The sequence below is a fragment of the Microbacterium gorillae genome (assembly GCF_000826185.2).
In the GTDB taxonomy this organism is placed as follows: Bacteria; Actinomycetota; Actinomycetes; order Actinomycetales; family Microbacteriaceae; genus Microbacterium; species Microbacterium gorillae.
Window position 1 is genome coordinate 149,213 of record NZ_LN648870.1, and the last position, 24,548, is coordinate 173,760.

General features: G+C 69.2%; 28 protein-coding genes and 1 tRNA gene. 15 read left to right on the forward strand and 14 right to left on the reverse strand.

Annotated elements, in window-relative coordinates; all coding sequences use genetic code 11:
• Window positions 1–44: 44 nt before the first annotated feature.
• Entirely contained in the window at window positions 45–614 is a 570-nt protein-coding gene (locus tag BN1193_RS00855) for a dihydrofolate reductase family protein (protein ID WP_040163070.1), read from the reverse strand.
• 73 nt (window positions 615–687) lie between these two features.
• Here BN1193_RS00855 and BN1193_RS00860 point away from each other — a divergent pair, with 73 nt between their 5' ends.
• The 6 genes from BN1193_RS00860 to BN1193_RS00885 all read left to right on the forward strand — a co-directional run bounded on the left by BN1193_RS00860 (window position 688) and on the right by BN1193_RS00885 (window position 4,166).
• Complete coding sequence (locus tag BN1193_RS00860) at window positions 688–1,254, forward strand: TetR/AcrR family transcriptional regulator (protein WP_040163073.1); 567 nt, start codon at window positions 688–690, stop codon at window positions 1,252–1,254.
• 166 nt (window positions 1,255–1,420) lie between these two features.
• Window positions 1,421–2,047, forward strand: a complete 627-nt coding sequence (gene tsaB / locus BN1193_RS00865; RefSeq protein WP_040163075.1) for a tRNA (adenosine(37)-N6)-threonylcarbamoyltransferase complex dimerization subunit type 1 TsaB — start codon at window positions 1,421–1,423, stop codon at window positions 2,045–2,047.
• Window positions 2,044–2,316 (forward strand): GNAT family N-acetyltransferase, encoded by a 273-nt coding sequence (locus tag BN1193_RS00870; protein ID WP_040163078.1) that lies wholly within the window; start codon window positions 2,044–2,046, stop codon window positions 2,314–2,316. The genes tsaB and BN1193_RS00870 overlap by 4 nt, the downstream gene beginning before the upstream one ends.
• Window positions 2,313–2,654 carry a GNAT family N-acetyltransferase gene (locus BN1193_RS00875; RefSeq protein WP_094770191.1) on the forward strand — a complete coding sequence of 114 codons (342 nt, stop codon included), beginning with the start codon at window positions 2,313–2,315 and terminating at the stop codon, window positions 2,652–2,654. Before BN1193_RS00870 ends, BN1193_RS00875 begins: the two co-directional genes overlap by 4 nt.
• The gene (gene tsaD / locus BN1193_RS00880) at window positions 2,651–3,724 is read left to right on the forward strand and encodes a tRNA (adenosine(37)-N6)-threonylcarbamoyltransferase complex transferase subunit TsaD (protein WP_040163081.1); all 1,074 of its coding nucleotides are present in this window, start codon (window positions 2,651–2,653) and stop codon (window positions 3,722–3,724) included. Before BN1193_RS00875 ends, tsaD begins: the two co-directional genes overlap by 4 nt.
• The gene (locus tag BN1193_RS00885; RefSeq protein ID WP_052460301.1) at window positions 3,717–4,166 is read left to right on the forward strand and encodes a hypothetical protein; all 450 of its coding nucleotides are present in this window, start codon (window positions 3,717–3,719) and stop codon (window positions 4,164–4,166) included. Before tsaD ends, BN1193_RS00885 begins: the two co-directional genes overlap by 8 nt.
• A 12-nt stretch (window positions 4,167–4,178) precedes the next feature.
• Here the strand turns inward: BN1193_RS00885 and BN1193_RS00890 are convergent, their stop codons facing one another.
• A complete protein-coding gene (locus BN1193_RS00890; RefSeq protein WP_040163084.1) occupies window positions 4,179–5,366 on the reverse strand; it encodes a class I SAM-dependent methyltransferase in 1,188 nt (395 codons plus the stop codon).
• A gap of 151 nt (window positions 5,367–5,517) precedes the next feature.
• Between BN1193_RS00890 and groES the strand changes: the two genes are divergently transcribed.
• The 3 genes from groES to BN1193_RS00905 all read left to right on the forward strand — a co-directional run bounded on the left by groES (window position 5,518) and on the right by BN1193_RS00905 (window position 8,261).
• Window positions 5,518–5,814, forward strand: a complete 297-nt coding sequence (gene groES, locus BN1193_RS00895; protein ID WP_040163087.1) for a co-chaperone GroES — start codon at window positions 5,518–5,520, stop codon at window positions 5,812–5,814.
• 66 nt (window positions 5,815–5,880) lie between these two features.
• On the forward strand, window positions 5,881–6,804 hold the full coding sequence (gene rarD, locus BN1193_RS00900) for an EamA family transporter RarD (RefSeq protein ID WP_040163089.1): 924 nt from the start codon (window positions 5,881–5,883) through the stop codon (window positions 6,802–6,804).
• A 182-nt stretch (window positions 6,805–6,986) separates the two neighbouring features.
• The gene (locus tag BN1193_RS00905) at window positions 6,987–8,261 is read left to right on the forward strand and encodes an ABC transporter substrate-binding protein (RefSeq protein WP_094770192.1); all 1,275 of its coding nucleotides are present in this window, start codon (window positions 6,987–6,989) and stop codon (window positions 8,259–8,261) included.
• A 115-nt stretch (window positions 8,262–8,376) separates the two neighbouring features.
• Here BN1193_RS00905 and BN1193_RS00910 read toward each other — a convergent pair whose 3' ends face one another.
• Genes BN1193_RS00910 through BN1193_RS00925 form a run of 4 tightly spaced genes read right to left on the reverse strand, consistent with a single transcriptional unit; the run spans window position 8,377 to window position 12,449 of the window.
• A complete protein-coding gene (locus tag BN1193_RS00910) occupies window positions 8,377–9,138 on the reverse strand; it encodes an ABC transporter ATP-binding protein (protein ID WP_040163092.1) in 762 nt (253 codons plus the stop codon).
• A complete protein-coding gene (locus BN1193_RS00915) occupies window positions 9,135–10,109 on the reverse strand; it encodes an ABC transporter ATP-binding protein (protein ID WP_040163221.1) in 975 nt (324 codons plus the stop codon). The genes BN1193_RS00910 and BN1193_RS00915 overlap by 4 nt, the downstream gene beginning before the upstream one ends.
• Window positions 10,110–10,146: 37 nt before the next feature.
• Complete coding sequence (locus BN1193_RS00920; protein ID WP_040163095.1) at window positions 10,147–11,124, reverse strand: branched-chain amino acid ABC transporter permease; 978 nt, start codon at window positions 11,122–11,124, stop codon at window positions 10,147–10,149.
• On the reverse strand, window positions 11,124–12,449 hold the full coding sequence (locus BN1193_RS00925; RefSeq protein ID WP_052460302.1) for a branched-chain amino acid ABC transporter permease: 1,326 nt from the start codon (window positions 12,447–12,449) through the stop codon (window positions 11,124–11,126). The genes BN1193_RS00920 and BN1193_RS00925 overlap by 1 nt, the downstream gene beginning before the upstream one ends.
• Before the next feature lie 345 nt (window positions 12,450–12,794).
• Between BN1193_RS00925 and guaB the strand changes: the two genes are divergently transcribed.
• Both guaB and BN1193_RS00935 read left to right on the forward strand, forming a co-directional pair.
• Window positions 12,795–14,297: an IMP dehydrogenase gene (gene guaB, locus BN1193_RS00930; RefSeq protein WP_040163098.1), complete on the forward strand. Its 1,503-nt coding sequence runs from the start codon at window positions 12,795–12,797 to the stop codon at window positions 14,295–14,297.
• Between the two features lie 76 nt (window positions 14,298–14,373).
• Window positions 14,374–15,909 (forward strand): SulP family inorganic anion transporter, encoded by a 1,536-nt coding sequence (locus BN1193_RS00935; RefSeq protein WP_094770193.1) that lies wholly within the window; start codon window positions 14,374–14,376, stop codon window positions 15,907–15,909.
• A gap of 74 nt (window positions 15,910–15,983) precedes the next feature.
• Here the strand turns inward: BN1193_RS00935 and BN1193_RS00940 are convergent, their stop codons facing one another.
• From BN1193_RS00940 to BN1193_RS00955, 5 genes are all read right to left on the reverse strand, one after another.
• Window positions 15,984–17,153: an RtcB family protein gene (locus tag BN1193_RS00940; RefSeq protein ID WP_040163101.1), complete on the reverse strand. Its 1,170-nt coding sequence runs from the start codon at window positions 17,151–17,153 to the stop codon at window positions 15,984–15,986.
• Between the two features lie 56 nt (window positions 17,154–17,209).
• Window positions 17,210–17,296, reverse strand: a tRNA-Pro gene (locus BN1193_RS17975).
• A 239-nt stretch (window positions 17,297–17,535) separates the two neighbouring features.
• Complete coding sequence (locus BN1193_RS00945; protein WP_040163103.1) at window positions 17,536–18,921, reverse strand: tryptophanase; 1,386 nt, start codon at window positions 18,919–18,921, stop codon at window positions 17,536–17,538.
• 91 nt (window positions 18,922–19,012) lie between these two features.
• A complete protein-coding gene (locus BN1193_RS00950) occupies window positions 19,013–19,723 on the reverse strand; it encodes a DUF899 family protein (RefSeq protein ID WP_040163231.1) in 711 nt (236 codons plus the stop codon).
• A 2-nt stretch (window positions 19,724–19,725) separates the two neighbouring features.
• A complete protein-coding gene (locus BN1193_RS00955) occupies window positions 19,726–20,505 on the reverse strand; it encodes an alpha/beta fold hydrolase (RefSeq protein ID WP_052460303.1) in 780 nt (259 codons plus the stop codon).
• A 61-nt stretch (window positions 20,506–20,566) separates the two neighbouring features.
• Between BN1193_RS00955 and BN1193_RS00960 the strand changes: the two genes are divergently transcribed.
• Together BN1193_RS00960 and BN1193_RS00965 are read left to right on the forward strand one after the other, a co-directional pair.
• Window positions 20,567–21,289, forward strand: coding sequence for a winged helix-turn-helix transcriptional regulator (locus BN1193_RS00960; protein WP_052460304.1), 723 nt, complete (start codon window positions 20,567–20,569; stop codon window positions 21,287–21,289).
• Window positions 21,290–21,339: 50 nt separating this feature from the next.
• Window positions 21,340–21,627 carry a DUF2277 domain-containing protein gene (locus tag BN1193_RS00965; protein ID WP_040163106.1) on the forward strand — a complete coding sequence of 96 codons (288 nt, stop codon included), beginning with the start codon at window positions 21,340–21,342 and terminating at the stop codon, window positions 21,625–21,627.
• Between the two features lie 37 nt (window positions 21,628–21,664).
• Here the strand turns inward: BN1193_RS00965 and BN1193_RS17980 are convergent, their stop codons facing one another.
• The gene (locus BN1193_RS17980) at window positions 21,665–21,814 is read right to left on the reverse strand and encodes a hypothetical protein (RefSeq protein WP_154670775.1); all 150 of its coding nucleotides are present in this window, start codon (window positions 21,812–21,814) and stop codon (window positions 21,665–21,667) included.
• A gap of 149 nt (window positions 21,815–21,963) precedes the next feature.
• Here BN1193_RS17980 and BN1193_RS00970 point away from each other — a divergent pair, with 149 nt between their 5' ends.
• Window positions 21,964–22,968 carry an ArsR/SmtB family transcription factor gene (locus tag BN1193_RS00970; RefSeq protein ID WP_052460305.1) on the forward strand — a complete coding sequence of 335 codons (1,005 nt, stop codon included), beginning with the start codon at window positions 21,964–21,966 and terminating at the stop codon, window positions 22,966–22,968.
• Between the two features lies 1 nt (window position 22,969).
• Here BN1193_RS00970 and BN1193_RS17985 read toward each other — a convergent pair whose 3' ends face one another.
• Window positions 22,970–23,140, reverse strand: a complete 171-nt coding sequence (locus tag BN1193_RS17985) for a hypothetical protein (RefSeq protein WP_154670776.1) — start codon at window positions 23,138–23,140, stop codon at window positions 22,970–22,972.
• A 125-nt stretch (window positions 23,141–23,265) separates the two neighbouring features.
• Here BN1193_RS17985 and BN1193_RS00975 point away from each other — a divergent pair, with 125 nt between their 5' ends.
• Window positions 23,266–24,246 carry an ArsR/SmtB family transcription factor gene (locus BN1193_RS00975; protein WP_052460306.1) on the forward strand — a complete coding sequence of 327 codons (981 nt, stop codon included), beginning with the start codon at window positions 23,266–23,268 and terminating at the stop codon, window positions 24,244–24,246.
• A gap of 14 nt (window positions 24,247–24,260) precedes the next feature.
• Here the strand turns inward: BN1193_RS00975 and BN1193_RS00980 are convergent.
• A partial coding sequence (locus tag BN1193_RS00980) for a hypothetical protein (RefSeq protein ID WP_230206366.1) occupies window positions 24,261–24,548 on the reverse strand: 288 nt, incomplete at its 5' end.

The window sequence follows — 24,548 nt, forward strand, 5'->3', positions numbered from 1 at the left end:
CCTGTGACGGTTCCATCGAGATGAAAGTGCCGGACCTGAGAGCATCAGGGTTCACGGACGTACTCCTCGATCACGACGCCGGATGCGAACGGGCGCGTCGACTTCAGCCGGAAGCGACGGACCGCGCTGTCGTCGGTCCGGAGCGCGGGGATGCCCGTGCCGATCAGGACGGGGTTCCGCTTCAGGACCAGCCGGTCGATCTCGCCGATCAGCGCTCCGGCCAGCACGCCGCCGCCGCACAGCCAGATGTCGCGACCGGGTTCGGCTTTCAGGCTGCGCACCGTGGCGACCGGGTCGCGGGTCAGCGTCAGGTCCGGCGCCACGTCGCGCTCGCTCCGGCTCGCGACGTACTGTCGCAGGTGCGGGTAGGGGCTGGCGATGCCCACCTCGAGCGCCGGCCGCAGCGTGTTCCACCCCATCAGGACGGTGTCGAACCGGGTGCCGGGTGCCGTGCGGCCCAACGCGGAGAGCACGTGCGCGGGGAACGCGTCGGCGTAGTCCTCGAGCAGGGCGGCGACGTGGTCGCCTTCGACGGGGAACGCGTCGAAGCCGCCGTCAGCGTCCGCGATGAAGCCGTCGATGCTGACGGCGACGTAGTAGACGAGTTCGCGCATTGTTCTCCCATCACGACAGGTGTTGTGGTTAGACAGACTACGACAGCCGTCGTGGTTCCGCTACGGTGGTGACATGGCTCGCAACATCGACCGGCGCGCGGCGCTCGCGGATGCGGGGCTGCGCGTGCTCGCGACGGAGGGGGCACGCGGACTCACGCACCGCGCGGTGGACGCGGCGGCAGGCGTCCCGCGGGGCACGGCATCGAATTACTTCGGGACGCGGGACGAGCTGATCGGCGCACTCGTGGCCCGGATCGGCGAGCGCCTCACCCCGGACACGATCACCCATGCGCAGCTGGCCTCGCGGACACCGGATCGAGCCCTGTTCGCCGCCTACGTGCGCGACATCGCGGAGCGGCTCACCGCCGCCCCCGAGGTCACCCTGGCCCTGTTCGAACTGCGACTCGAGGCTGCCCGCCGTCCCGCCGTCGCCGCGGCGCTGGGCGACTGGTTGCGGCAGGGGTTCGCCGCCGACGTGGCTTTCACGACGGCCGCCGGTCTGCCCGCGACCGCCGCGGACATCGCCCTGTTCCACTACGCCGTCGACGGCCTGATGCTCGACCGGCTGACGACGCCCCTGGACCCGGACACCCCGACCTCCGCCGTCATCGACCGTCTCGTCGACCGCCTCCTGTCGTGAGTCGAGGGGCCCTGGTCACGCCGCGAATGCTCTCACGTTCGACACCTCCACGGGCGTGGATCTGCTGCGGATGAGAGCATCCCCGCCGTCGCTCTCGACCGCGACGGTTCGCCCGCGCCAGAAGCGCCGGAAGTGGGAGCGAGGCGGAGGCGACTACCCTGGAACGGTGATCCTCGGCATCGACACCTCCCTCGGCACGGCGGTCGCCCTCATCGACTCGGACGGCGCGACGCACGCTGACCTGCGCAACGAGAACCCTCTCGGACACGCCGAGATCATCGGCACGATGCTCGTCGACGCGCTCGCTGCCGGCCCGGGCGAGATCACACATGTCGCCGCGGGCATGGGCCCGGGGCCCTTCACCGGCCTGCGGGTCGGGATCGCGGCCGCCCGCGCGTTCGCGCTCGGTCGCGGCGTCCCGGTCGTTCCGGTCGTGACCCATGACGCCGTGGCGCTGGAGCTGCTGACGGCCGACCCGGACACGGAACCCTTCGCCGTGGTGACGGACGCGCGCCGTCGCGAGTTCGCCTACACCGTGTATTCCGGACTCGACGCGGACGGACTGCCGATTCGCGTCAGCGAGCCGGCGCTGTCGCCGCGGGACGAGGTGGACGCACGTCTGGCAGGGCTCGGCGCGCGCCGCCATGACGCCACCGCGGTCTCGGCGGCGATGCTGGCCCGGGTCGCCGGTCGTGCCATCGCGGCGGACCGGGTCGTCGGTCCCGACGACGCCCTCTACCTCCGCTCGCCCGACGTGAAGCAACCGAGCGCGCCGAAGCGGGTCAGCGCGTGACGGTGCGCACCGCGTCCGTGGATGACCTCGCCGCGATCATGCACCTGGAGCGCACGTCGTTCCCGACCGACGCCTGGAGCGAGGCGACGATGCGCGCCGAACTGGAGTCCCCGCACGGGTACTACCTCGTCGATGAGACGGCGGGCGAGGTGACCGGCTACGCCGGGCTGCGCGCGCCCCGCGGAGCGGCCGACGGGGACGTGCAGACCATCACCGTCGCCGAGACCGCGCGGGGACGGGGGCGGGGGATGGGACGGCGGGCGAGGTGACCGGCTGCGCCGGGCTGCGCGCGCCCCGCGGAGCGGCCGGCGGGGACGTGCAGACCATCACCGTCGCCGAGACCGCGCGGGGACGGGGGCGGGGGAGGGTCATGCTCGTGGCGCTGCTGGCCGAAGCCGATGCGCGCGGCGTGCGGGATGTGTTCCTCGAGGTGCGCGATGACAACCCCGTCGCGCAGAAGCTCTACATCACCGAGGGGTTCGTCGAGGTCGGGCGGCGCCCGCGCTACTACCAGCCGGATGACGTGGACGCCCTCGTGATGAAGATCGATCTGGCCGACTGGCGTACCCGTCGCGAGACGGGCGGAGAAACGGGAGAGAACGCGTGAACCGCGACGAGCCCCTGGTGCTGGGCATCGAGACCAGCTGTGACGAGACCGGTATCGGCATCGTCCGTGGCCGCACGCTGCTGAGCAACACGATCGCCTCCAGCATGGACGAGCACGCCCGCTACGGCGGCGTCGTGCCGGAGGTCGCCGCGCGAGCGCACCTGGAAGCCCTGCAGCCGGCGATCGAGGCGGCGCTGGCCGAAGCCGACGTCGTGCTGACGGACCTCGATGCCGTGGCCGTCACCAGTGGTCCGGGCCTGGCCGGGGCGCTGATGGTCGGCGTCGGTGCGGCGAAAGCGCTCGCGGTGTCGCTGGATCGTCCGCTGTACGCGGTGAACCACCTCGTCGGCCACATCGCCGCGGACATCCTGGACGCGGACGCCGAGCCGTTGGAATACCCGACGATCGCCCTGCTGGTCTCCGGTGGCCACACCTCGCTGCTGCTCGTGCGTGATCTCACGACGGATGTGGAACTCCTGGGCGAGACGGTGGACGACGCCGCCGGCGAAGCGTTCGACAAGGTCGCCCGCATCCTCGGCCTCCCGTACCCCGGCGGACCGCAGATCGACCGCGTCGCCGCCGGAGCCGACCCGAAGGCGATCCGTTTCCCGCGCGGTCTTTCGCGCGCGTCGGACATGGCCGAGCACCGCTACGACTTCTCCTTCTCCGGACTGAAGACGGCTGTCGCCCGCTGGATCGAGCAGCAGGAGGCCGCCGGGGCCGAGGTTCCGGTCGGCGATGTCGCGGCGAGCTTTCGCGAAGCCGTCGTCGATGTGCTCGTGACCAAGGCTCTGGACGCCTGCGCCCGGTACGGCGTCCCGCGCCTGCTCCTGGGCGGCGGGGTCATCGCCAACAAGCGTCTGCGTGATGTCGCGACCGAGCGCGGTGCCGCAGCGGGCGTCACCGTCCGTATCCCGCCGCTGAGCCTGTGCACCGACAACGGCGCGATGATCGCCGGGCTCGCCGCCGAGCTGATCACTGCCGGCCGGACGCCCTCGACGCTCGCGTTCGGGGCGGACTCGACGCTGCCGGTCACCGAGATCCAGGTCGCCGAGGCGAGCCGTGACTGATCCCGCGCCCGATCAGCAGCCGACCGATCCGGCGATCTCGCCTGCGGAGGACGTCGACGCCTACGCGGAGCGCCTGCAGGCGCGCACGGAGGAACTGTTCGGCACCGGGGCGATCCCCATCCAGCGACCGGCCACCGGACCGGTGCGCACGCCGCCCGTCGCGCGCCGAACGGACGAGGCCGCGTGGACGGAGCCCACGCTCGTTCGCAAGGGGCTCGGCGGCAGTGCGTTCTCGTTCGCCGTGTCGGCGCTGATCGGATCGTTCTTCATGGGCTGGCTCGCGCCGGTCGCGGTGCTCTCACTCGTGCTCGGGATCCTCGCCGTCCGCCGTCCCGCGGAGAGCAGCCGCCTGGGCGCGTGGGCGATCGGACTGAGCATCCTCGCCCTCGTCTACAGTGCCGGCTGGATCTGGTGGGTCGGCACGCAGCTCGTCTGGTGGTGACGGCGGGGCACTTCAGACGCGGTCGGCGAGGACCGCGAGGCGGGTCCCGCCGCGCCGGGTGAGGATCAGCGTCGCCGCGTCGTCTCCGGCGAGCGAGAGACGCTTGCGCAGCTGAGCGGGATCGACGTCCACCCCGCGTTTCTTGATCTCCAGGCGCCCGATCCCGCGCGCTCGGAGCACCTTCGCCAGGGGCTTCGGATCGAAGGGCACTTCCTCGCGGACCCGGAATGAGGAGACGAACGGGCTCGTCAGCGCCGCATCTCCGGTCAGGTACGCGATGCCCGGCGCGAGCATGCCCGCCTGCAGATCGCGCGCCACGGTACCGATCAGACGCGCACGGATCACCGCGCCGTCCGGCTCGTGGATGAAGGCTCCGAGCGCGCGCTCCGGCTCGTCCTGCGCATCGTGCGACGCCGTGAGCTCGTGCATGACCCCGTCGCGGAGCACCAGCGCGGCGCGGCGGATGTCCGGGCGGGCGAGGGCGCCGAACCAGAGCGCGAGTTCGACGACGGACCCGCCGTCGCTGACCCACTGCGCCTCGGCGTCCGCCGGGATCTCGGCACGATCATGAGCCGGACCGAGCTTCACGCCGACGGGCAGTCGGCCGGCGAGGTCGTGGATCCACGGCAGCGGCGGGGTGTACTCGTCCGCACGGACGCGGTGCGTCTCGGCGTGACCGGCACTGCGGCGCGCCGGGTCGAGCCAGGCACCCTCGATGTCGGCGAGGTCGACCTCCTCCGCCCGCGCGTGGAGCACGCGGGCGTCATCGCCGAAGACGGCGAGGTTGTACGCGGCGATCCCCGCGGTCACCTCGTCCGCGTCCACGGCGGTGACGCGCAGGCCCGCGCCGGCGAAGGCGAGGGCATCCCCGCCGATTCCGCAGCCGAGGTCGGCGACTCGGGTGATGCCCGCGGCGCGGAACCGGCCGGCGTGCAGCGCGGCGACCGGCATCCGGGTCGCCTGCTCGAGCCCGGCGCGCGTGAACAGCATGCGTCCGGCGAAGGGGCCGAACTTCGCCGCTGCGCGGGTGCGCAACCGCGCCTGGGTGACGACGGCGGCGACGAGGGTCGGGTCCTCGCCCCGTGCGCGCAGGCGGGTGACGGCACGCAGCGCGTCCTCGGAGGTGGTGATCTCGCCCACTTCGTCGATGAGGGCGAGGCCGGCCGTGGTCAGCACCGCGCGCAGTTCATCCGTCTCCACCGCACCAGCCTACGGCGCGGCGATCGCTGTGCTCTGCCCGGGAGTTGGCACTCGCATTGCAGGAGTGCCAGTTGCGGACGTACACTGGCGTTAGCACTCGCGGTGTTCGGGTGCTAACCAGTCTTGTACGTCAAGAAGGAAGAGGTAAACCGTGTCGGTTTCCATCAAGCCGCTCGAAGACCGCATCGTCATCAAGCAGGTCGAGGCCGAGCAGACCACGGCGAGTGGTCTGGTCATCCCTGACACCGCCAAGGAGAAGCCCCAGGAGGGCGAGGTCGTGGCCGTGGGTCCGGGTCGCATCGACGACAACGGCAACCGCGTCCCGATGGACGTCGCCGTCGGCGACCGCGTCCTGTACAGCAAGTACGGCGGGACCGAGGTCAAGTTCGGAGCGGACGAGTTCCTCGTTCTCTCCGCGCGCGACGTCCTGGCTGTCGTCGTTCGCTGACGCTCGACCGACGGGCCCGCGCACTTCGGTGCGCGGGCCCGTCGGCGTCTGATCGGAGGGGGAGAGATGACCGTCCAACCGCAGCCGGGTCCGGCCGCGTCGTCGCAACGCGGAGCCGGCGTGCTCTACACGATCACCGCGTACCTGCTGTGGGGCGTGCTTCCGCTCTACTTCCTGCTGGTCTGGCGCGCCACCCCGTGGGAGGTGGTGGCGTGGCGCATCGTGTTCTCCCTGGTGTTCTGCGCCTTCCTCGTGCTCGTCACCCGCTCGTGGCGGCGGCTGCTGGCGATCGCGCGGCAGCCGAAGCTGATGGGCCTGATCGCGCTCGCCGGCGTGCTGGTCTACATCAACTGGCAGGTGTTCGTCCTCGGGACTCTCACCGGTCACGTGGTCGAGACGAGTCTCGGCTACTTCATGAACCCCATCGTCACGGTGCTGCTGGGCGTCCTCGTACTGCGCGAGCGGCTGCGCTCGTTGCAGTGGGTGGCGATCGGACTGGCGGCCCTCGCCGTCATCGTGATCGCCATCGGGTACGGCGCGTTCCCCTGGATCTCGGTGGCACTGGCGCTGAGCTTCGGCTGCTACGGCCTGGTCAAGAATCGGATCGGCGGCAGCGTCGATGCGGTGAGCGGCCTCACGCTGGAGACGGTCTGGCTGATGCCCGTGGCGGTCGTCCAGCTTGCCGTCGTGGCGCTGTCCGGCGCGCTCACCATCGGCTCGGTCGGTCCTGACCACACGCTGCTGCTCATCGGACTCGGCGTGGTCACCGCCGTCCCTCTTCTGCTCTTCGCCGCTGGCACGCGGCGCGTGCCGCTGTCCGTGGTCGGCATGCTCCAGTTCGCCGCGCCCATCCTGCAGTTCCTCATCGGCGTGCTGGTGCAGCACGAGCCGATGCCGCCGGAGCGATGGATCGGCTTCGCGATCGTCTGGTGCGCGGTCGCCGTGTTCGCGGTCGACTCCCTGCGCGCCGGACGCCGTGCGAGCCGCTGACGGGCGGTGCGTCGCGCTCGTGCGTGCGATGTTCGATGACGCCGGATGTCGTCCATCCACAGATCGTTAGCTGTCCGATACCCGCGGAGCTCGGCGAATTTATAGGGTGGCGGGAACCCGAAAAATGTTTCGCGGGGGAGAACGCACCCGGATCGGGTGTGCTCATGACACGAAGGAGCACGATGAACGGACGTATGCGCAAGGGACGCGCCCTGTGGGGTGCCGCCCTGGTGACCGCCGGCGCCCTGGTTCTCGCCGGTTGCGGCGGCGGATCGACCTCTGCCGAGAAGACCGATGGTGCCGCGACCGGTGACAGCACCGCCGCTGCGACGCAGGACCTCACCTTCAAGCTCGGCTCGCTGCTGCCGCAGACCGGTAGCCTCGCCTTCCTCGGCCCGCCCATGGAGTCCGGCGTGGGCCTCGCGGTCAAGGAGGTCAACGATGCCAAGGCCGGCATCACGATCGACCTGACCGCGGCGGACGAGGGCGACACCGACACCAAGGCGTACGAGACCTCGATCACCAAGCTGCGCAGCGCGGGCATCACCGGCCTCGTCGGCGCAGCATCCTCGGGTGTGTCCAAGCTGATCCTGGACGGCAACGTCAGCGCCGGCATCATCCAGGTCTCGGCGTCGAACACGTCGCCGGACTTCACCGACTGGGATGACAACGGCCTGTACTTCCGCACCGCCCCGAGCGACCTGCTCCAGGGTGAGGTGCTCGGCAACCTCATCGCCGAGGACAGCCACAAGAACCTCGCGATCATCTACCAGAACGACGCCTACGGTGCCGGTCTGAAGGACGCCGTCACGAAGAACTTCGAAGAGACCGGTGGCAAGGTCGTCACCGCGCAGTCGTTCAACGTCGGTGACGCCACGTTCGACTCGCAGGTCGCCGCGGTCGCGGCCGCCAAGCCCGACGCTGTGGCGATCCTGACGTTCGACCAGTTCAAGACGATCGCTCCGCTGCTGGTGAACGCCGGCGTCAAGGCTGACTCGTTCTACCTCGTCGACGGCAACCTGTCCCAGTACGGCGACGAGATCCCGGTCTCGCTCGCGGGCGCCAAGGGCACCAAGCCGGGCCCGAAGCTCTCGGACGATTTCACGACGCGTCTGAACACGTTCTGGACGGGCGAGGGCAACAAGGAGGTCAAGGACTTCACCTACGCCGGTGAGGCCTACGACGCCGTTGTTCTGATGGCGCTGGCCGCCCTGTCGGCCAAGTCCGTCGAGGGCAAGGACATCGCGTCCAAGATGCAGGAGGTCTCCGGCGGTTCCGGTGACGGTAAGAAGTGCACCACCTTCAAGGAGTGCGCGGACATCATCAACTCGGGCAAGGTTCCGGACTACGACGGCTACTCGGGCGACGTGACCTTCGATGAGCACGGCGACCCGCAGGGTGCTGCCATCGGCATCTACAAGTACAACGACAAGAACGAGTACGAGCGCATCAACTGACGCACTCGCACTGCGCGGGGCCCGGAGGCTCGCCTCCGGGCCCCGCGTTCGTGGAGCGAGCGAAAAGGCCCGGGAGCATGTGCTCCCGGGCCTTCGTGTCAGCTGTGTCGGACCGTCAGGCGGCGTCCTCCTCTGCGCCGAGGGTGCCGAGGTAGAGCGCGATGACCTTCGGATCGTTCAGCAGATCCCGTCCGGGCCCCTCATACGCGTCCTTGCCCTGATCCAGGACGTAGCCGCGGTCACAGATCTGCAGGCAGCGGCGCGCGTTCTGCTCGACCATGATGGTCGTCACGCCCGCCTTGTTGATGTCCGAGACGCGGATGAACGCATCATCCTGGCGCACCGGTGACAGACCTGCGGACGGCTCATCCAGCAGCAGCACGGACGGGTCCATCATCAGCGCCCGGCACATCGCGACCATCTGCCGCTCACCGCCGGAGAGGGATCCGGCGCGCTGCTTGAGGCGACCGCCGAGCTCGGCGAAGATCCCGGTGACGAACTCCAGGCGCTCGGCGTACACCTTCGGCTTCTGGTACAGACCCATCTGCAGGTTCTCCTCGATCGACAGGGAGGGGAACACGTTGTTGGTCTGGGGCACGAACCCGACGCCACGGGAGACGAGCTTGTCGGCCTTGAGGCCCACGATGCTCTCGCCGTTCAGGGTGATCGAGCCGGAACGCACCTTGACCATGCCGAACATGGCCTTCAGCAGGGTCGATTTGCCGGCGCCGTTGGGGCCGATGATGCCGATCAGCTCGCCCTTGCGAGCCGTGAGGTTGGCACCGTTGAGGATGTTGACCCCCGGCAGGTAGCCGGCGTGCACGTCCGCCATCTGGACGACGACGTCCTCCGCCGGGGTGGGCGTGGTGTCGGTCATGACTTGTCCTCCAGGTCTCCAGCGATCTCCGCGCGCTCGACGTCGATCTCCTCCAGCAGGCTGATGGCCTCGGTGTTCAGCTCGCCGGACACGCGACCGGTCACGACACCGAGATCCACGTCCTGGTGGCTGCCGAGGTACGCGTCCACCACCGCGGGGTCGTCCATCACCGTCTCCGGGGGACCCTCCGCGACCACGCGGCCCTCGGCCATCACCACCACCCAGTCGGCGATGTGCCGGACCATGTGCATGTCGTGCTCGACGAACAGCACGGTCATGCCCCGATCCTTGAGATCGAGGATGTGATCGAGCAGCGACTGCGTCAGAGCCGGGTTGACGCCGGCCATCGGCTCGTCGAGCATGACCAGGTTGGGGTCGCTCATGAGCGCCCGCGCCATGTCCAGGAGCTTGCGCTGGCCGCCGGAGAGCGAGGCCGCGAAGTCCTTCTCCTTGGTGTCGAGCTTGAAGCGCGTCAGCAGTTCACGCGCTCGTGCCTCGATCTCGGCCTCCTGGCCCTTCCACAGGAAGGGGAAGAAGGACGCCCAGAAGTGCTCGCCCTTCTGGTTGGGAGCACCGAGCTTCATGTTCTCCAGCACCGTCAGCAGCGAGAGCGCCTTGGTGAGCTGGAAGGTGCGGACCTGACCCATCCGGGCGACCTTGAAGGAGGGCACGCCGGCGAGGTTCTTGCCGTCGTAGGTCCACGAGCCGGTGTTCGGCTTGTCGAAACCGCACAGCAGGTTGAACAGCGTGGTCTTGCCGGCGCCGTTGGGTCCGATCAGCGCGGTGATCGCATGACGCGGGATCTCCAGGTGATCGACGTCCACGGCGGTGAGGCCGCCGAAGCGCCGCGTCACATCATCGATCACGAGGATCGGGTCGACCTTGGCGACACCGGGGACGGGCTCACCGACCGCGAGGCCGGTGGTCTTCGGGCGGCGAACGCTGCCGGTCGGTGTGGTGGTCTCATTCACGGAGGCGTCCTCGATCGGGGCGTCCTGGGGGTTCACGTCACTTGACAAAGGTCATCTCCCTCTTGTTTCCGAGGATGCCCTGCGGTCGGAAGATCACGATCAGCATCAGCGCGGCACCGACGAGCACGAAGCAGAGCGTCGAGGCCTGAGTGGTGGTCACTGGCAGCAAGCCGTGCTTGGCCATTTCCGGCAGCAGGTTGGTCAGGAAGGCGAAGACGACCCAGAACAGCACCGCCCCGAGCGTCGGGCCGAGCACCGTGGCGGCGCCGCCGAGCAGGAGGATCGTCCACAGGAAGAACGTGGTCGAGGTCGTGTAGTTGCCCGGAACCACGGCCGAGGGGAGCACGTAGACGATGCCGCCCAAGGCGCCGATCACGCCACCGATGACGAGCGCCTGCATCTTGAACGAGAACACGTTCTTGCCGAGCGAGCGAACGGCGTCCTCGTCCTCTCGGATGCCCTTGAGCACCCGGCCCCACGGGCTGCGCATCAGCGCCCAGACGACGAGCACGGCGATCGCCAGGAGGATCACACCGAACACGATGACCCAGAGGTCATTGGCCGTGTACTTCCATGGGCCGAAGCCGTACGTCCCCTCCGGGAACGGGTTCGCGGCGCGGAAGCCGGCGTGGTAGCCGGCCAGGCCGTCGGCGGAGTTGGTCACGTCATCGAACGCCTGCGTCGTGAACAGCAGGCGCACGATCTCGGCGGCCGCGATGGTCGCGATGGCGAGATAGTCCGCGCGCAGGCGCAGGGTCGGGATGCCGAGGATCAGCGCGAACACCGCGGCCGCGATGATGCCCAGCAGCATCGCGAGGTACCACGGCAGGCCGAGGGTGAGCACGCCGATCGCGTATCCGTAGCCGCCGAGAGCCATGAATGCGGCCATACCGAAGTTGAGCAGGCCGGCGTAGCCGAAGTGCACCGCGAGACCGGTGGCCGCCAGCGCGTACGCGATGGTGACCGGGCTCAGCAGATAGGAGGCGGTGTTGCTCAGGATGCTTCCGAAGTCCATCAGCCGAGCCTTTCCTTTCGTCCGAGCAGTCCCTGCGGTCTCACCAGCAGCATGATGATGAGCACGACGAGGGCTCCCGCGTACTTGAGGTCGCTGGGTACGCCGAAGACCGTGCAGGTCTCCACCACGATGCCGATGATGAGCGCACCGATCAGCGCGCCGGTTGCGGAACCGAGCCCGCCGAGAGTGATGGCGGAGAAGATCAGCAGCAGCATGCCGGTACCCATGTCCCACTTCACGCCGGGGCGGAAGTAGGCCCACAGCACGCCGGAGAGGGCGGCGAGGCCACCGGCGAGCATCCAGACCAAACGGATGACGCGGTCCACGTTGATGCCGGATGCGGCAGCCAGTTGCGGGTTGTCCGAGATGGCGCGGGTGGCCTTGCCGACGCGGGTGCCGCGCAGGAAGAAGATCACGCCGAGGATCGCGATGATCGAGACCCCCATGCTGATGAGGTCGATGTAGCTCAGTCGGATCGGACCGAAGACCATCGGGTCCGGGCTGGCCCCCGGCAGCTGTGCGGTCCCGCCGCCGATGAGGAACTGCAGTGCGTAGCGCAGCGCGAGGGAGAGGCCGATGCTGACGATCATCAGCTGCACGGTGCCGAGCCCTCGGCGGCGCAGCGGACGCCACAGGCCGGCGTCCATCGCGAGGCCGAGCGCGACACCGCCGACGATCGCGGCCGTGACGCCGAGCCAGAGCGGCAGATGCCAGAACGAACTGACGATCAGCGCCACGACGGCGCCCCAGGACACCATCTCGCCGTGCGAGAAGTTCGACAGGCCGGTCGTACCGTACACGAGCGCCGCGCCCATCGCGGCCAGCGCCAGCAGCAGACCGAAGTTGATGCCGTTGACCAGGCCGCCGAGGAATTCGTCGAACTTGGACGTGGTCTGTCTCACCCCCTCACCGAGGAAGAGGTTGACGATCTTGGAGCCGGTCAGGCCGAACTCCACCTCCTGCGAGGCGGACCCGCTCGAGCCGTCCTCGCTGCCGACGATCACGCCCTTCGGCAGCGTCGACTCGTCCACCGTGATGGTGTACTTCGCCTTCTCGGGGACGTACAGGCGCCACTTGCCCTCGGCATCGGTTTTGGTGTGCGCCTTGAAGCCGTTGCCGTCCACTTCGACGACGACGTCGGGGACGGGCTTGTCGTCGAACGTGATCGTTCCGGCGAAGTAGAAGTCGGTCTTCTCCTGGTCATCCCCGGGCGCGGCATGCGCGGTCGCGGGGGCCAGGAGGACGGAGGCGAAGGCGATCAGGATGACGAGCAGAGCGAGCGTCCATCGTCGTGGACGGGTGAGATCGGATGTGGTGGAAGCCACGCATCCTCCCTTGTCGGGTCGGGTCGGGAACCGGCGCACGCCGTCCGCGTGGGTCGGCGTGATCCTGCAAACCTACTGTGAGACGCGCTGACCGCCTACTTGTTTTCGCACTTAGCGGTGGAATCGGTGCCCGCACGGGACCCTCGCTGCCGATCCCGGCGCGGAAACGCGCCAGAATCGACGAGCACGACGACGGCTGTCGGTGGATCGGTCATGGTTGGGAATGTTCGGGCGGCCGCGGACCTTACAATTGGTGTCGTCGGGAGTCATCCCACGCCGGCCGTCGTCGTCCCGCGCGATCTTCACGCACAGCGCGCCAGCAGGCGCGAGAGGAGCCCTCAATACATGGACCAGAACGATCCGTTCGGATTCGTCGGACTGACCTACGACGATGTGCTCCTGCTGCCGGCGCACACCGACGTCATCCCGAGTGATGCGGACACTTCGTCCCGGCTCACCAAGCGGATCACCGTGGCGACGCCGCTGCTGTCGGCGGCGATGGATACGGTGACCGAGGCGCGGATGGCGATCGCGGTCGCGCGCCAGGGCGGGATCGGCATCCTGCACCGCAACATGTCCATCGCCGATCAGGCATCACAGGTGGACCGCGTCAAGAGGTCCGAGTCCGGCATGATCTCGGACCCGATCACCACGACGCCGGACGCCACGATCGCCGAGGTCGACGAACTCTGCGCCACGTACCGGATCTCCGGCCTGCCGGTCGTCGACACCGACGGACGCCTGGTCGGCATCGTCACGAACCGCGACATGCGCTTCGTCAACGACCGCGCCGCCTCGACCACCAAGGTCAAAGATGTGATGACCTCCGAGGGCCTGATCACCGGCCCGGTCGGGATCCACGCCGACGAGGTCATGGCGCTGTTCGCCAAGCACCGCGTCGAGAAGCTGCCGCTCATCGATGACAAGGGCAAGCTCGCGGGCCTGATCACCATCAAGGACTTCGACAAGAGCGAGAAGTACCCGCTCGCGACCAAGGACGACATGGGACGCCTGCGCGTCGGTGCCGCCCTCGGTTTCTTCGGCGACGCTTGGGAGCGCGCCGAGGCGCTGCGTGACGCGGGCGTGGATGTGCTCGTGGTCGACACCGCCAACGGCGACTCCGCCGGCGTCGTGGACATCGTCAAGCGCCTGAAGGCCGACGAGTCCTTCGCGCACATCGACGTCATCGGCGGCAACGTCGCCACGCGGGACGGCGCTCAGGCGCTCGTGGACGCGGGCGTCGACGCGGTCAAGGTCGGCGTGGGCCCGGGCTCCATCTGCACCACGCGCGTGGTCGCCGGTGTCGGCGTCCCGCAGGTCACGGCGATCTATGAGGCCAACAAGGCCGCCGGTCCCGCCGGTGTCCCGGTGATCGCCGACGGTGGTCTGCAGTACTCCGGAGACATCGCCAAGGCGCTCGTCGCCGGGGCCTCCACGGTGATGATCGGGTCGCTGTTCGCCGGGACCGATGAGTCGCCGGGCGAGATCGTCTTCGTCGGTGGCAAGCAGTTCAAGCAGTACCGCGGCATGGGCTCGCTCGGCGCGCTGCAGACGCGCGGCAAGAAGACGTCCTACTCCAAGGACCGCTATTTCCAGGCCGACGTGCCCACCGACGACAAGCTCATCCCGGAGGGCATCGAGGGTCAGGTCGCGTACCGCGGTCCGGTCGAGGCCGTCGCGTACCAGCTCGTCGGGGGCCTGCGGCAGTCGATGTTCTACGTCGGTGCGCGGACGATCGAAGAGCTCCAGCAGCGCGGCAAGTTCGTCCGCATCACCGCCGCCGGTCTGAAGGAGAGCCACCCCCACGACGTGCAGATCGTGGTCGAGGCCCCGAACTACCGCAAGTAAACATCCCGCGAAACACCCAAGCGCGTCCGAGAAACCCCGCACCGCGGGAGGTCTCGGACGCGCTTGGGTGTCTCGCATGAGAGCGAGGGTGGCCGTGCCGCAGATTCCCGATGCACCGGCGTCGAGCGCGTATCGACTGCCGAACGGGCAGGTGCCGGTGCGGGCGGTGCTGCGCCGTCCGCGGCTGCTGCTGACCGAGTCCCTCGCCGGCATCGTGACGACGCTCGCGCTGATTCCCGAGGTCATCTCGTTCTCCCTGATCTCCGGGGTCGGACCGGACGTCGCGCTGCTGTCTTCGGTCGTTCTCGCGATCGTGATGTCCTTCCTCGGCGGGCGTCCCGCGATGGTGACGGCGGCCGCCGGGTCCGTCGCGCTCGTGCTGGCGCCGATGGTGCAGGCGCACGGCACGGCGTACGTCCTGCCCGCCGTGCTGCTGACCGGTGTGATCCAGATCGCGTTCGGACTCGGCGGCCTGGCGAAGCTCATCCGCTACATCCCGCGTTCCGTGATGATCGGTTTCGTGAACGCGCTCGGCGTGCTGATCTTCGTGGCGCAGCTGCAGCACGTGATCGATGTGCCGTGGCAGGTCTACCCGCTGTTCGCCGTCACGCTGCTCATCGTCATCTTCCTGCCCCGGCTCACCACGGCCGTCCCAGCGCCGCTGGTCGCGATCGTGCTCGTGACCGCCGCGGCCGTGGTGTTCGGCATGAACGTCCCCACCGTGGGGGACGAGGGATCCGTCAGCGGCGTGCTGCCGGGGTTGACGCCCTGGACCGTGCCGTTCGACCTGGAGACGCTGCGCATCATCGCCCCGACGGCCGTCGCGGCGGCCCTCGTCGGTCTGCTCGAGTCGCTGCTGACCGCGAAGCTCGTCGACGATATGACGGACAGCCGTTCGGCGAAGGGACGCGAGTCCTGGGGCCTCGGCATCGCGAACATCCTCGCCGGAGCGTGGGGCGGCGTCGCCGGGTGCGCGATGATCGGTCAGACCGTGGTCAACGTGGAGATCGGACGCGCTCGCACCCGGGTGTCGACCGTCGTCGCCGGCCTGTTCCTGCTGCTGCTGATCGGCGTGCTCTCGCCCGTGATGGCGATGATCCCGATGGCGGCGCTCGCGGCGGTCATGATGATCGTCGCGCTGCGCACGGTGGACTGGCACAGCGTCCGGCCCGCGACGCTCCGCCGGATGCCGGTACCGGAGACCCTGGTCATGCTGGTCACCGTCGCGGTCACCGTGATCACGAGCAACCTCGCCACCGGCGTCGGCGTCGGCGTGCTGCTGGCCCTGGTGCTGTTCGCCCGCCGCATCGCGCACGTCGTCCACGTCGAGCGGCAGCTGGACCCGGACGGCACCGTGGTCCGCTACCGCGTCCTCGGTCCGCTGTTCTTCGCCTCCAGCAATGACTTGGTCGACCAGTTCTCCTACGTCGACGATCCGGTCCGCGTGGAGATCGACCTCAGCGGCTCACACGTCTGGGATGCGTCCAGCGTCGCCGCCCTGGACGCCGTCACGACCCGCTACGCCAAACACGGCGCGACGGTGGACCTCATCGGGCTGAACCCGCACAGCGCCGCCTTCCACACGCGCCTGTCCGGCTCCCTCAACTCCTGACCTCTGACCCTGCTGTCCCACTTCCCGCCGATCTCCGCCTCACGGAAATCGACAGAAAGCGGGACAAGGGTGGGTCAGTCGCCCTTCACGTTCACGAGCTGACGCAGCGTGTGCCGCACCCGCACCAGGTCGGACGCGTCGGCCATCACCTGATCGATGGACTTGTACGCCTGCGGGATCTCGTCGATGAACGCGTCGGTGTCGCGATACTCGATGCCGACCATCGCCGCTCGGAGCTGCTCGTGCGTGAACGTCCGGCGCGCCGCCGTCCGGGAGTACTCCCGACCCGCACCGTGCGGCGACGAGTTCAGTGACAGCGGGTTGCCGAGGCCCTCGACGACGTAGGACGCGGTGCCCATCGACCCCGGAATGAGCCCCGGACGCCCGACGTCAGCCTGGATCGCACCCTTCCGCGACACCCACACCTGCTTGCCGAAGTGCCGCTCGTGCTCGGTGAAGTTGTGGTGGCAGTTGATCCGCTCGGCCTCGACCACGACACGGCCCATCGTCTCGGACAGCTGCCGCGCGACGCGGTCCATCATCTCCTCGCGGTTGAGCAGGGCGAAGTGCTGCGCCCACCGCAGGTCCCGGATGTACGCGCCGAACTCGTCGGTGCCCTCGACGAGGTAGGCCAGGTCGGGGTCGGGCAGCTCGATCCACCACTGCTTCGCCAGGCGCTGCGCGACGGCGATGTGGTGCGTCGCGATCCGGTTGCCGACGCCTCGTGATCCTGAATGCAGGAACATCCACACCCGATCCAGCTCGTCGACGGATACCTCGATGAAGTGGTTGCCCGAGCCGAGCGAGCCGAGCTGCAGCCGCCACTGCGGCGCGAAGGTGTCGGGGTTCACGCCCGTGTCGGACGCGAGCGTCTCCAGCTCGGCGACCCGGGGCTGGGCGGTCTTGACGACCTTGCGGTTGCGGGCACCGGCGGACAGCGGCACGGCGCGCTCGATCTGCTGCCGGAGGCCGCGCAGGTCGGCGCCCTCGAGCTCGGCGCGCGTGAACTGCGTGCGGACGGCGATCATGCCGCAGCCGATGTCGACACCGACCGCCGCGGGGATGATCGCGCCGAGCGTCGGGATGACCGAACCGACCGTCGCTCCCTTGCCGAGGTGCGCGTCCGGCATGAGTGCCAGGTGCGGGAAGATGAACGGCAGCGTGGCCGTGGTCTGCGCCTGGTCGAGGGTCTTCTCGTCCAGGACACTGGCCCAGTTGAGCAGCCGTGCGGAGATGGTCTCCATGATTCCTTTCCTTCGTCGAACGCCCGGAGGCGTCTGTGCGGACGCCTTCGGCGCCCTGGCGGGACGTGCGGGATTCGAACCCGGCGACCCCGGCCCATCCGGTACGCCCCCTGTGGACGGCGCTTGGAAAAGGAAAACGCCCCGGAACCTTCAGCGGTGCCGGGGCGTGCGATCAGGAGATCACTGATGCACGGGTGGCGCCGGAGGGTACGACTCATCGCGGTACTGCGGCTCACGCTGCACACCGCTGCGAAGTTCGAGCTTCGAGTTCATGAGTGTTCCTCCGGGTGACGTCCGGGCCGATCTCGGCACGGACTGGCAACCGTACCCGGGCGGGGACGTCGCGCGCAACCCGGGCGTGTCGCGGCCTTCGTGGCGGGGGTCAGACGATGGGCCGCAGCTTCGCGGTGAAGTGACGCAGCACGGCCGGCTGCTCGACGATCTGGTAGCCGGGCACCGTATCCGCACGGTCCCGAATGGCGCGCAGCGCATCGGCGACGACGTCCAGGTGGGACTGCGTGTACACGCGGCGGGGGATCGCGAGGCGGGTGAACTCGGCGACCGCCTGCTGGGGCTCACCCGTCACGGGGTCCGGATCCAGGAGGTACGAGCCGATGTCGCAGGAACGGATCCCTGCCTCCAGGTACAGCTCGACGGCGAGCGCGTGCCCGGGGAAGCGGTACCAGGGGATGTGTGGCAGCAGCGCCCCCGCGTCGACGAAGACCCCGTGCCCGCCGACCGGACGCTGATGCGGGATCCCGTCCTCCAGCAGTCGGTCGGCGAGGTACTCGCTCTGGCCGAGCCGATAGCGCAGGAAGTTCTCGTCCAGGCCCTCCTTGAGGCCGATCGCAAGGGTCTCCAGGTCCCGTCCGGCGAGACCGCCATAGGTCAGAAATCCCTCACCCGCGACGACGTTGGCCTGCAACCCGGCCACGAGGTCCGGGTGCGCGGCGCGGTCCCGGACGGCGATCAGACCGCCCATGGACACGATGGCGTCCTTCTTCGCGCTCATCGTGAAGGCGTCGGCGAGCGCGAACGTGGTCCGCGTGATCTCACGGATCGAAGCGTCCCGGAACTCCGGTTCGCGGCGTTTGACGAAGTAGGCGTTCTCGGCGAAGCGGGCGGCGTCGATCACGAGCAGCACGCCGTGCTCGCGTGCGACGCGGGACGCCTCGCGCATGTTCGCGACGGACACCGGCTGCCCGCCGACGGAGTTGTTCGTGATCGTCATCACGATGGCGGCGACGGACTCTCCGCCGTGCTCCGCGAGGAACGCCTCCAGCCGCGGAACGTCGATGTTTCCCTTGAACGGGGCGTCGACCTCCACATCGCCGCCCTCCGGGCAGACGAGGTCGACCGGAATGCCACCCGCGAGACCGACGTGCCCGCGAGTGGTGTCGAAGAAAGTGTTGGAGATGACGTACTGCCCGGGCGTCGTGATGAACGGGAACAGGACCTTCTCCGCGGCTCGCCCCTGGTGCACCGGCTGCACCCAGTCGTAACCGAAGATCTCGTCCGTCACCTGCATCAGGTGTCGATGGCTGCGTCCACCGGCGTACGCCTCGTCGCCGATCATGAGCCCGGCCCACTGCCGATCGCTCAGCGCGCCGGTGCCGGAGTCGGTCAGCAGATCGATGTAGACGTCATCGGAGGAGAGGCCGAAATTGTTGTAGTCCGCCGCGATGATCGCCGCTCGCCGCTCCTCAGGGGTGGTGATCCGGATCGGCTCGACGGCTTTGATCTTGAACGGCTCGGCCACGTATCCCATGCATGCTCCTCATACGTCGCGACCGGGGTCTCCGGTCGCGGCGCCCATCCAACCATGAATCGGACGACGGGGGCACCCCGGTGGGTGGGCCTCACCCCTCGAGCAACCGCCACTGCACCGTCGGACGTCCGGCGATGCGCCAGGTGTAGTCGCCGCCGGAGAACCGCGGCCATCCGTCGGGGGAGTCCTCCCACGCCTCCTGCCGGCCGTAGACCGTGCGGTCCAGCAGTATGTAGCTCATGTCCGCCACCTCGGTGCCGCGATCGGTCGTCCAGTAGGTCTCGTAGACCCGGTCGTCGTCGTCGCGGAGGAAGAACGCGAAGAAGCCGAAGTCCCGGCCGGCCGGCACCGACGACCCGCGCGCCGAGTACCAGGGCAGCCGATATCCGAGCCAGTCCGCGTATGGACGCGACTCCGCGTAGGTGCCCTCGCTGAACACCGCGAGAGTGACATCGGCGGCGTTGAGGTATTCGGGCACCTGGATCTGGCTGGATGTGAACGTGCAGCCGATGCACTGTCCCTCGAAGCCCTGACCGTCGTGCCACATGTGGAAGTAGCCGACGAGCATGCGCCGCCCCTCGAAGGCGGTCACGAACGGCACCACGCCGTCCGGGCCCTCGATCGTGGCGTCGGCGGGCACCTCGACCATCGGCAGGCGTCGGCGTGCGGCCGCGATGGCGTCGCCCTCGCGCGTGTGCTTCTTCTCCCGGACGAGCAGGGTATCCAGTTCCCGTTGCCACGCCTCGCGCGTTGTGGTCTCGGGGCGTGCGTCCGCGCTGACGGACCGGATCGGCAGTCTCATGATCATTCCTCCGTTGCCAGGAAGCCGACGAGCACGTCGGCGAGCGTCGCGTCGTCCACGCCGTGCCATTGCCCGGGCACCGCGACGGCCCGGGCGTTCGGCATCACCGCCACGAGCTGCTCGGCCCACATCGCCATCTCGGGCACGGTGTGGTCGCTGCGGATCAGCAGGGTGGGGTTCGCAAGGCCGGCGAACGCCGACGCGTCCGCGCCGGGCAGGAACTCCAGTTCGTGCAGCATCGTCGGGGCGTTGGCGAGATCGCGGTCCGTCGCCGGAATCGTGGCGAGGACCTCGGGCGGCACGCCGACGATCTCGGTCAGGTAGATCTGGCGCGCGGCCGCGGGATCGGTCGGCATCAGCGTCGCAATGCGCTCCCGCTCGTCGGGCCAGTCCTCGGTGATCAACGGCGGCTCGAGCAGCGCGAGACGTCGGATCGGCGCGCCGGCACCTGCGGCGAGGAGAGCCAGCACCGCTCCGGACGAGAATCCGTACGCATCCACCGGTCCATCGACGAGCGCGGTGAGGGCGGTGATGTCCTCGAACTCCCGCTCGAGGGCGTACGGGAGAGTGCTGGGCGAGGCGCCGTTGCCGCGGCGGTCGTACGAGATCACGGTGAAGTTCGCGGCGAGCTCGTCGGCGAGGGTCGGTTGCGGCGTGCTCACGCGGTCGCAACTCACGCAGTTCATCAACAGGAGAGCCGGGCCCGATCCCTGGATCGTGTAGGCGATGGGGGTGCCGTCCGCGGACGTGGCGACACCATTGATTCGTGTCTGAACGGTCATGGACTTTATTAAACATATCCGGAACTATGCGGTCAAGAGTTTTCTCACTTAGGATTGGGGCATGCCGATCCGCCGCTCGTACGCCGAACACGGCGACGCCTGCGTCGGTGCGCACGGGGTGGAGCTGATCGGCGAGGTCTGGACCTATCCGCTGCTGCGCGAGATGTTCCTCGGGCCCAAGCGCTTCGGTGAACTGCTGGTCCTCGTGCACGGCATCACGCCCGCCGTGCTGACCTCGCGGCTGCGGGAGATGGAGCGTCGCGGCCTGGTGCGCTCCGCTCGCCTCGCCCCACCCGCGCGGGGGAGCGTCTATGAGCTCACCGACTGGGGGCACGCGTTGGAGCCACTGGTCGAGGGGCTCTCGCGCTGGGCGCACGGCTCGACGACGCGGGAGATCGAGGACACCGGGCTCACTCCCGACGGCGCGGTGCTGGCGCTGAAGACCATGGCCGGCCCCGGACCGGCCGTCCCCGTACGCATCGCCGCCGAACTGCGCGACGAGCGGACCGAGCGTCGGGAGACCTATACCTACACGCTCGAATGGGACGGCGGCGGCGTGCGGGCGGTGCGCGGAGCGCTCGCCGGCACGGTCGCCACGGTGCGGGGTGACTCCACTGCGCTCGCCTGGGCGGTGTTCGGTGCGGACGGCGGGTCGATGACCCGCGGTGACGGGCTGGAGGTCTCCGGAGACGTCGCGCTCCTGGACGCTCTGGCCGCTGCGGCTCGCGACGGCTCCGAGCGCGCGGCCGCCACGGCGGCACCGGCTTGGACCCCCGAACTCTGAGGTACGCCGCGGGGTTCCGACCTGCGTGCGCCCGGCGTATCGTCGGCGGCATGTGCCGGAACATCCACACGCTCCACAACTTCGAACCCGCCGCCACCTCCGACGAGGTGCACGCGGCGGCGCTGCAGTACGTCCGCAAGGTCGCGGGCACCACGAAACCGTCGAAGGTGAATCAGGACGCGTTCGACCGCGCCGTCGCCACAATCGCCCACGCGACCCAGCACCTTCTCGACGATCTGGTCACAGCGGCGCCGCCGAAGAACCGCGAGGAGGAAGCCGCGAAGGCCCGTGCCCGGGCGGTCGCCTCCGGTCGGTACGCGACGACATCCGCCGCCTGACGCGTTCATTCATGGCGTGAATCTGAAGCCGACCCCCTTACGGAAAGTGCGGGCCGAACCCGTAGCGGAACACCAGCCGGTCGGCCTCGGCTCGGATTCGAGCGTGGGCGTCCTCGCGTCGCGGGTCCGGCGAGGGGGCGACCGTCTGGTGGTGGAACTGACGAGGCTTGCGTGCTTTCTGGAACATGTCCCCAGCGTCCGCTCGGTCCGGACGGCGCGCACCGATTCGGATGGTCCCGAATCGGCGCCGATTCCGCCCCTCACCGCCGAGCGTTCGCCAGGATTCGGCTGAGATCGAATCCTGGCGTTGTCGGACACCCAACCTAGGCTCGAAGCATGTTCCTCCCTCTGGAGTACGACGACCTGGCGCGGATCCGCTTCGTGGTCTCGCCGTGGTGGGAGACGGTCACGGCCGTGCGCGCGGTCGTCGTGGACCCGGCGCTGCATCGTCGCTGGCGCACCGAGGTGGTCGGCATGATGCGGCGCGACCCCGCGTTCGGCGTGCACTGGCCGCTGCTGCGGGCGTTCATCGGACGAGACCAGTTCATCGCGGACGCGCTGACACCGTCGTCCACCCACGATGAGTCCTTCGACGAGACACGACGGCGTGTCATCGCGCAGCCCCTCGACCTCTGGCAGGCGGACCTCGTGCGGCTGCGCGAGGCGCCGGCACGGCCGGACACGGTCGAGATTCTGGCGACGTTCGAGGCGGACCCGGCCGACGGCGTCGCGCGGCTGGTGGCGGCGACCACGTGGTTCTGGGAGCTCGCGGTCGAGCCGCACTGGGAACGGCTGAACGCGCTGCTCGTCGCTGACATCGAGCATCGTGCCCGCCTGCTGTCGCGCGGCGGCGTGGAGGAGATGCTGCGCACACTCCATCCGCTCGTGACGCGCGTCCCCGGCGGACTGGACATCGCAGGTAAGACCTGCACGCTCTGCAACGGCGTCGCCGGCGAAGGGTTGACCCTGGTACCGTCCCTGTTCGCGTGGCCGGGTGCGCTGGTCCTGGATCGCAAGCCGTTCATCCGCACACTCACGTACACACCGCGCGGAGCGGGCACGATGTGGGAGGAGCGGGAGTGCGACCCGGAGTCGGCCTCGCTCGGTCAGCTCATCGGCACCACCCGCGCCGCCATCCTGCTGGCCGCGGACGTGCCGATGACCACCACGCAACTCGCGGTGCAGCTGCAGATGGCGCCCGCGACCGTGAGCGCACACCTGAAGGTGCTCGCCGGCACGCGCATCGTGCGTCCATTCCGCCGCGGCCGCGAGGTGTACTACGAGCGGACGGATCTGGGGGCGCGGTTCGCGACGCCCGTGGACGAGGTCGTCCCGACCTGACTCAGCGCGGGCCGAGGAACCACGAGACCAGTGCGGTTCGTTCGTCGGAGCTGGCCGCGTAGGGGTCGGCGGGACGATCGATGGCGCCGCGGTCGAGGAACTCGTCGATCGCGGCCGGGCGCTGGGGTACCGAGTGCTCGGGGCGCCGCGGGGTGCGGACTCGTTTGAACATGGACTCAGCCTCGTCCGGCCCCTCGAGAAGCGCACCGATTCGGCACTGGCCGAACGGTGCCGCAGGCCCGATCCGGTCACAGCCGAATCGACGCGCGCGCACAGCGAGCGGGCATACCGTGAGACATGCTCATCACCCTGAGTGCGCAGGATCTCGCTCACATCCGGCTGCTCGTCTCGCCGTGGTGGGAGACGCTCGCCGCGGTGCGGACCATCCTGCATCAGCCCGCGCTGCATCGGGCGTGGGCGAAACGCACCCTCGCGGACATGGCGGAGGACCGCGCCGGTCCGGGTCACTGGGATGTCCTGCGCACCTTCGTGGTCCATGACCGGATGATCGCGGGCGTCCTCACGCCGACGCCGTCGCGGGATGAGACCTTCGAGGAGTCCGTGGAACGTGTCCTGGCCCAGGACGACACGGTCTGGTTCGCCGATCTCGAACGGGCCCGGAATCGGGTGGAGCGACCGCAGAGTCAGCTCGTGATCGAGCGGTTCGAGGCGGACCTCGACGCGGGTCGTGACGAGGTTGCCGCGGCCGCTCGCTGGTTCTGGCACCTCGCCGTCGAGCCGTCCTGGGAGCGGATTCACGCGCTGCAACTGGCCGATATCGCGCACCGCTCGGGGCTGATCGCCCGCGGTGGGCTGGAGGAGGTGCTGCAGACCCTGCATCCGCAGGTGATGCGCGTCCCGGACGGACTGGAGCTGCAGGGGGACTGCACGAGTGTCGGGGCCGGCGGTCGCGGGCCCGGTCTCATCCTGCTGCCCTGCGTGTTCGCGTGGCCCGGCACGTTCGTGCTCAACCGTGCTCCGTTCACGCCGACGTTGACGTACTCGCCGCGCGGTGCCGGGGCGCTGTGGGACCGGCCGGTCGATGCGCACGCGTCGCCGCTGAACGCCCTGCTCGGGGGAATGCGGGCGACGATCCTGCTGCACCTGGATGTGCCGATGACCACCACACAGCTGGCCGTCCAGCTGATGACGGCGGCGGCCACGGTGAGCGATCACCTGAAGGTGCTCGCTGCGGCGGACCTGCTGCAGTCGGTCCGCCGCGGGCGGGAGGTCTACTACTCCCGCACCGCGCGCGGCGACGAACTGTGCCGGGCCTGAGGCGGCGGCCTCGCTCAGCGGAGTCGGCCGAAGCCGGACCAGAGGAGCGATGCCGCGCGCTCGCGGTCGACGCGGTCGTACGCGTCCTCGATCGGCCCCGGAAGACCGAGACGGACGTGCTCGTCGACGTCGGCCCCGGTGATCATCCGGGTCGAGCGGCGGGTGGTGTGCGGGGTGGAGGCGATGTGGAACATGACCACAGCGTCCGTCGTCGTCGGCATCGGCGCCTCGATCCGGTGAGCGCCGAACGGTCGTGGTCCCGTATCCGCCGGGCAGCGCTCACAGGCGGCGCGGGTAGGGTG